Origin of the sequence: Parapedobacter sp. ISTM3 (assembly GCF_016533505.1) — a bacterium.
Classification (GTDB): Bacteria; Bacteroidota; Bacteroidia; order Sphingobacteriales; family Sphingobacteriaceae; genus Parapedobacter; species Parapedobacter luteus.
Genome location: NZ_JAENGN010000036.1, coordinates 1 through 7,415 on the forward strand (window position 1 = coordinate 1; position 7,415 = coordinate 7,415).

Genomic DNA, 7,415 nt, shown 5'->3' on the forward strand with positions numbered 1-7,415 from the left:
ATACACGAAGCTGCGACCTGCCAGTGTGACGCCCGTGATCTCCTGCGGCGATGGGTGTTGTGTAATGACCAGCCATGCACCAATGAACGTCAGCTCATAATTGCTGCCAGCAGTCAGCGTACCTTGGGTAATAGCATAGTTACCAGCATCTTCACCTGGTTCCCGCACCAATGTTCCTGTAAAGGCATCACCATTCACCAGGGCAGGGACCGCCGTATAGGTCAATGCCGGATCCGCTGCGCCAGACACCTTGGATTTGCCATCCGCCGTGACCGTGACTGTCCGCGGCTCGATGATGAAATCGGCACCTGAGAAGGATATCGCGTAATTGTTTCCGGCAGTCAGTGTGCCCTGCGTGATGGCATAGCCACCCGCATCCTCTCCCGCTTCGCGCTCCAGTTTACCCCCCAGGATGCTCTCGTCATCGTTTCGTGCAAAACCCGACACGTCGAAGGTTAACACCGGGTCGGCAGCACCGTAAACCTTACCCTGACCAGCATCCGCCGTTATAATCAAGGCCGCCGGGTTGACCGTCAGCACTTGCATCACCGGTGCGGCCGCATGGAACGCCGCATCCCCCTCCTGCTTAGCCGTAATGGTTACCGTACCCGCCGAGTGTACCGCCAACACATTGCCCGACACCGAGGCCACCGATGGATCGCTGCTGCTATAGGTTACTTCCAATCCCGAGGACGCCGCAGCCGTCAACGTCAGCGGGCCATCACCGTAGGTCATAGCAGCCAGCGCACCGAAGGTAATAACCTGTTCTCCCATCGGAGTGGCCGTTACCGCTTCCGAAAGCGGGCTTTCATTGCCTGCCGCGTCCACGGCCGAAACGCGGTAATGGTATTCCCTACCATTGGCCAACCCCGTATGTGTAAAGGCCGTTTCCCCTGCCGCCATCGTTTCCAGCAGCACCGCCGGATCGCCGGCAGCGCCACCGTACACCCGGTAGGATACCGCATCATCCGAATTGGCTGTCCATTCCAGCACGACCTCGCCATTACCCGGCGTGGCCGCGAGCCCTGCCGGAACCGCAGGCGCCGTGCCGTCGTATTCCACCGTCAGCATATTAGAAACCGTGTTTCCGTTGCCAGCAATATTCTGGGCCGTACCAGCAGGCACCTGCATCGTCACCACGCCGTCTGCCAACGGTGTTACCTGTACGGTATACGTTAGGTTATCTGTGGTATATAGCCCGCTTAGCCCGGCGTTGGTAGCAGAAACACCACCTATCGTCAAGCCCGTTACCGCTTCGCTGAATACGATGCTCACCATGAATGCCTGATTGGTGGGCGAAGTTGCCGTTGTAGCCAAGGCAACCGAAGGATATACCGCATGGACAAATATATCGTTGGTCGGTGCAATATTGTTCAGTGTAGTATTGGCGTCGTTGCCCGCCGCATCCCGTAGGGTGCCACCATTCGGCTCCAGTACGGTGTTGACGGTAATGCCGTCGAGGTCTATATCGCCCGTCTGCACCACATAGCGGAATACCAGCGCGTTGCTGCCCGAGCCATTCACATAGCCCGCCTGTACGACAGTCGTGCCGATGGTCACTTCGAGATGGGGCTCGCCGCCCGTTGCGTCCACCGTGACGTTTTCGCTGAAATGCACCGTAAAATCCAGCGCATCGCCCGCCACATGATATCCGTCAGCCGGCACCGCTACCGACGTAACTTCCGGAGCCACGCCATCGATCACGATTGCATGCTGTCCGGCGATCGAGTTGGCGCCACCCGTAGCGGGCAGGGTCAGTACGGCATCCAGGCCGGCAGCATTCTGTATGGTGCCGCCGTTAAGTGCCAGGGCGGCAGTGGATGCATAGTCGAGGTCGGCGCTCGCGTCACCAGCCTGTACCGTGTAGGCAAATGTCAACGTATTCGAGCCCGAGCCCGATACATACACCGCCTCGCGGTCCGTATCGCCCGTCTCCAGCAGCAAGGTCGGCGAGCCATTATCGGTATTCACCGTTACAGCCGCATTAAAGACCACGGTTATGCTGATGAGGTCACCCGTTTTGTACAAGCCATCCGGGTTCGTCGTCCCCACGGCACTCACCTCGGGTCCCTGGAAGGCCTCCACGGCACCGATATCCACCGTCCCATTCGGCGTGCGCAGCCCGCCCGTGGCATCCACAGGCAGGGCTTCCATGGTATCACCATTGCCGTCGAGATCATAGGCATCGGGTGGCAAATGAGCCACACTGCCGGCGCCGATCAGTGCACTGCCGGCCTGCGGTTTATGCGTATGTACGGGCCCGCCATTATCCATCAGGTCGCCCAGCAGCAGGTTATCGGTCCCCTGATTGTTCAGGTTGTGGTTGTCTGTTGTTATTGCGGTATTCGTGCCGAAGAAATTATGGATTCCCGTTTCGATGACGCCGTTGACATCATCGGGAGTGCCGCCCGTGGCCAGTGGCGCTCCACCGATGGCCGCCGCAGCACCTGCGGTATTGCCAGCCACCACGGTATTCACAAAGCTATCGTTGCCATTGGCAGACACACCGCCGCCTGCATGCGCCGCCGCATTGCCGACGATGGTGGAGTTGTAAACAGCCGTGTTACCGCCGGCAATCCGGAGCCCGCCGCCAACGGAAGCATTACCCAATGCTGCATTGCCGCTGATGGTGCTGTTCACAATCGTAAGGCCACCCGTGCCGCCAAACTGGATGCCACCGCCATGTGCGCCTGTCCCTGTCGTGGTATTGCCACTCACAGTACTGTTGACCAAATGCAGTCTACCGCCCGCCCCCACAATGCGAAGACCACCACCAAAGGCGTTACTGCTGTTGCCGCTCACTGTACAGTTTACCAGGGTTAACGTCACCGATGAACCATAGATGCCCCCGCCGCCCGCGCCAAGCTCATGGTTATTGGTAACCTTGCAGTTGCGCAGCGTCATCGAGACGTCGAAGCCAAGTGCAAGCCCGCCGCCACTATTGATGCCAGCCCCATCGGTCAATGTCAAGCCAACCAGTTCGACATCCGTGCTGCCGGCCGCTACAAACATGATTCGGCTGGCGTTGTTACCCGATACGGTGATATCCGGCACACCATCATCGTCCAGGTCGCCGTCGATAGTCAGGTTTCCGTGATTGACCACGAGTTGGGTGCCATTGAGGGTAATCGTACCTCCTTGCGCAAACGTCACCGTGTCGCCGCGGCGCGCCCAAGCCAGGGCCTCCCGCAAGCTCAAACCATCGCCATCTGTCTCATCTTCCGCCAAGCCAGGCGCAATCGTAGCGTCATCACCAGTATCGGATAGCGTTGTCACGACAAGCGTCATCGGCAACGTCCTGATGGCAAAATTGTTCGATGTGGTCGTACCCCTACCGGTATTGCCTGACATATCCATGAAGCCCGTATTATCCAGTGTGATCACATTGTTCGGTTCATGCACATCCGCTGCGGGCGTAAATATTGCCCTCCAGGTTAGCCTGTCTGTTGTAACCAAGTAGCTCAATGTGCCATTGGCCACCGTGAAGTCGGCCAGCGTCAGCCCGGTTACCATCTCGCTGAACGTGATGGTCACGGTAGCGGTTTCTCCCACGTTCACTTCCGTATCGTCCACGACAATGGCCGCCCTCGGTATGGCGTTTACCGCCAGCGTTACCGTGGTGCTAACCTCCTGGGCTCCACCAGAGCCCGTATTGCCGTTATCGTTGATGGTCACCGTCAGCGTCACATCCGCCGTGGCGTTCAGGGCTGTCGTGTAGGTGACGCCATGTGCAGCAATAAACGCATTGATGTCTGCAATCGTACCCGTCAGCGTCAGGGCACTGGCCGTCCCCCCTACCGTTACGCCGCCGCCGCTTGTCGCCGCCAGCGAACCGCTCGGCACCGAAAAGGTAGCGGTCACCAGGCCCGTCCCGGCATCCACATCCGAGAAGCTGATGCCCGTAATGGCACTGGCTTCATCTTCGATAACGGTTATCGAACCGGGAGCAGTAATCACAGGTGCGTCGTTCACTGCGGTTACTTGCAGCGTTATCGTACCGTCGGCCGGCCCCGTATCTGCCGCATCCCGGATACGCGTGGTTATCGTCGTGTTTTGGTCCCAGTTTGCCACCGGCACAAAAGCCACACTGGCCAGTGCCGCGTTCACGTCAGTTACCGAGCCGGAAACCATCCATACGCCGGTATCCCCATTATAAGTCGAGGTAGCCGAACCGAATACACCGGTGGTCAATGCACCCGCTGCCGGTTCACTCAATGTCAGCGTAGCGGTGATGACTTCATCCACGTTGGGATCGGTCACCACGATGTCGTTCAACGCTACCGGACCGTCCGGATCTTCCGTGTACGTCACGGTATGCGTCATGTTCGTAGCATTGGGCTCGATATTGAAAAAAAGCGGCAGTGCACTGACCTGCTGCAGCATCACCTGATCTTCAAATTCGTATTCAGCAACCCGGTTTGCTTCGTTTACCACAGTTTCTGTCAGCAACGTAAACGTCCCCCCTTCGGCAGCCGAATAAATCAGCTTCAGTTCCCGCGGCGCCGCGCCGTCCAATGCCTCATCCCGATAGTTGAACCGCAGCATACCCGAATACGGGATGGGCGTACCAAAGGTATACACCTGTTTTATCGAGGCATTATCCGCATACATAACAGGCGTTGCCGATTCTTCCACCACGTTTCCGGCAAACGTCATATCCGCTTTCGGATTGAGTACCAGCCCATCGATAGAAATCAGCGTACCGGCCTTCACTGCCAGCCCCTGGCTTCCGGCCGTCAGCTGCGCATATGCCGGTACGGCGCAGAACCCTCCGTACCATAGCGCTGCTATCACAGCGCCAAGTCGTATCACGCGAAAAATATGTTCCATTAAGGTAGACTTTATCAGTTATCGTTTGGGCGTGCCTGTTGTCCCCCCGCCGCTTCGGCGATCAGCCTCTCCAACACAGCCATCCGTTCGTTCATCGCCTCCGCTTGGGCTTTCAGCGCATCGTTTTCCGCCCTGAGCGCTTCGATCCGCACCGCCTGCCCCCGCAGTTCCTCAGCCTGCTCGGCGGTCCGCCTCTCGAGCGCCTTCGCCGCAGCCAGCGCCACCCCGTCGGCGTCGACGGTGCCGATGGACCTGTCGCTCGTCCCCAGGCCGAAGGCACGCTGAAAGTCCTGCGCGGTCGGACCCATGTGGCGTACTTCCCCTCCCTCCACGAGGTAACTCCATGTACTCACGGGTAACGATCGTAATCGGCCCAGAACCTCCTCGTCATCCACCTCGCTGAAGGCGAACTTGAGGTTCTCATCCGACGCGTTCTGCCAGACGCCGCCGGTCGTCAGATACGCACCCGTGCTCGTGCTGATGACGGCGTTCGCCTGACCCCAGTTGCTGACGGAGGTGCCCGACTGGATCGTCACCCCGGTGCTTAGGTTGCTCGATGTGAAGATCCGGAACCCTCCGGAGACCCGGAAGTTGGCCGAGTGGTTGACGCCGGCACGCAGCGTGTCGACCGTGGAACGATCGGCGAAGACGAAAGTCCCCTGCCGCACGTTCGTGCTGGCATGGTAGCCGAGCGCCACCGAATTGGCTCCGGACGCCGTGTTGTTTTCACCGAGCGCGACAGCGCTCACCCCCGAGGCGACGCTGCCGATGCCCATCGCGATACTGTGGGCCCCGCTGGCCCGGGTATTATAGCCTGTGGCAAAGGAATAGTTGCCGATATTATTCGCATTCCAGTATGTAGCCCCGAAAGCCCCCACATATCCCGCGCGGAAGGCTGCTTTATCCGCAAACCACATCATCCGGCGGCCTTCGCCGCTGATCGGCGTCGAGGTACCCGAAACCACATCACCTGCCGCCGAAAACAGCACATTGCTGTCGGCTACATGAAAGCCGGCAAGCGGATGTGACGTACCGATACCCACTTGGGCGCTCACCTGTATGAAACTACCGCACAACAATAGGAGTAAAATTCTTTTCATAAAAACTGTCTGTTTGATTCGCTATGTAGACCTGACATTGGTAGATGTCACCCATAAATATCCGACGAACGTATCCCTTTATTCCCTAACCGCATCTATACTTTGGTTTTTTACATGCATCAGCTTCTCCAACGCAGCCATCCGTTCGTTCATCGCCGCCACCTGGGCTTTCAGCGCATCGTTTTCCGCCCTGAGTGCGGCGGTCCGTTTTTCCAAAGCTTGGATAGCCGCCATATTCACCCCATCGATATCCACCGTATTGATGGTCGTGTCGTTGTCCACGCCATCCAGTTGGAACGCCGCATGGAAATCCTGCGCTGTGGGGCCGATGTGCTGCTGGCTGGCGGGCTGGCTCTTGTAGTTCCAGCGCGTCACGGGGATTGCCGCCACTTTCTGCAAGACCAATTCCATGTCTATCTCCTCAAAGTTCTCCTTCTTATTACGGTCGCTCAGGCTGCTCCACGAGCCGCCCCCCGGGGCCATATCCACGCCTGAAGAAAGGTTCTGCGAAGTATACAATTTATAGCCACCAATAAACCGCATGGTCATCTGATTATTGGCGGTAGCGTATACGCTGTCGCTCGAGAAAGAAGCTCCAGCATCGCCCAGGACCATGGCCCCCTGCCTGCCAGCTGTGCGTGCATTTTTGCCGATAGCCACTGAAAATTGCCCACTGGCGCTGTTTTGCAAACCAATCGCCACCGCAAAGTTGCCATTGGCAATGGACGGACCGATGACGACGGACGCAAGCCCGCCAGCGATGGCCGATGGGCCCATCGCCAGTGCATCCTCTCCGGTGGCCTGTGCGCCGGAGCCGATGGCCACAGCGCCAACACCTGTTGCTGTGCCGTTAAATGCGAAGGCGCGGTTAGCGCTGGCCGTACCGTTATTTCCCAACGCCACGGACTCGTCGCCTGAAGCCGTGGTGGCCATCCCCGCGGCAAAGGCATGTGCCCCGCTGGCCCGGGTATTATAGCCTGTGGCAAAGGAATAGTTGCCGATATTATTCGCATTCCAGTATGTAGCCCCGAAAGACCCCACATATCCAGCGCGGAAGGCTGCTTTATCCGCAAACCACATCATCCGGCGCCCTTCGCCGTTGATCGGCGTCGAAGTACCCGAGACCACATCACCTGTCGCCGAAAACAGCACATTGCTGTCGGCTACATGAAAGCCAGCAAGAGGATTTGACGTACCGATACCCACTTGGGCACGTACCTGTAAGAAACTACAGCACAATAATAGGAGTAAAATTCTTTTCATAAAACTATCTGTTTGATTCGCTATGTAGGCCTGACATTGGTAGATGTCACCCCGCAAATATGCAGCGAAAGTACCCCTTTAGCCCCTAACCGCACCTATACTTTGGTATAGTTTTGCAGAAAAATGCTACAGTAGCCCCACAAAACCACCAAAGCGGTACTGAATACCGATCTCATGCGTTGTATTGCTGATACGCCGGTTCAGCGGCTCGTTGCCCGGGCT

Annotated in this window: 3 protein-coding genes; all 3 read right to left on the reverse strand. The window is 57.9% G+C overall.

Annotation, left to right across the window (positions count from 1 at the left end):
• Positions 1 to 4,830 (reverse strand): Ig-like domain-containing protein (locus JHJ32_RS22260; RefSeq protein WP_233632811.1); only part of this gene is annotated, 4,830 nt, incomplete at its 3' end.
• Between the two features lie 14 nt (positions 4,831 to 4,844).
• The gene (locus JHJ32_RS22265) at positions 4,845 to 5,930 is read right to left on the reverse strand and encodes a tail fiber domain-containing protein (RefSeq protein ID WP_200122873.1); all 1,086 of its coding nucleotides are present in this window, start codon (positions 5,928 to 5,930) and stop codon (positions 4,845 to 4,847) included.
• A 78-nt stretch (positions 5,931 to 6,008) separates the two neighbouring features.
• Positions 6,009 to 7,193, reverse strand: coding sequence for a tail fiber domain-containing protein (locus JHJ32_RS22270; protein WP_200122875.1), 1,185 nt, complete (start codon positions 7,191 to 7,193; stop codon positions 6,009 to 6,011).
• Positions 7,194 to 7,415 lie beyond the last annotated feature (222 nt).

What these genes read in the sequence shown, in the direction of transcription:
- JHJ32_RS22265 (WP_200122873.1), bottom strand. Translation starts at nt 5,930, where the DNA reads ATGAAAAGAATTTTACTCCTATTGTTGTGCGGTAGTTTCATACAGGTG.
- JHJ32_RS22270 (WP_200122875.1), bottom strand. Translation starts at nt 7,193, where the DNA reads ATGAAAAGAATTTTACTCCTATTATTGTGCTGTAGTTTCTTACAGGTA.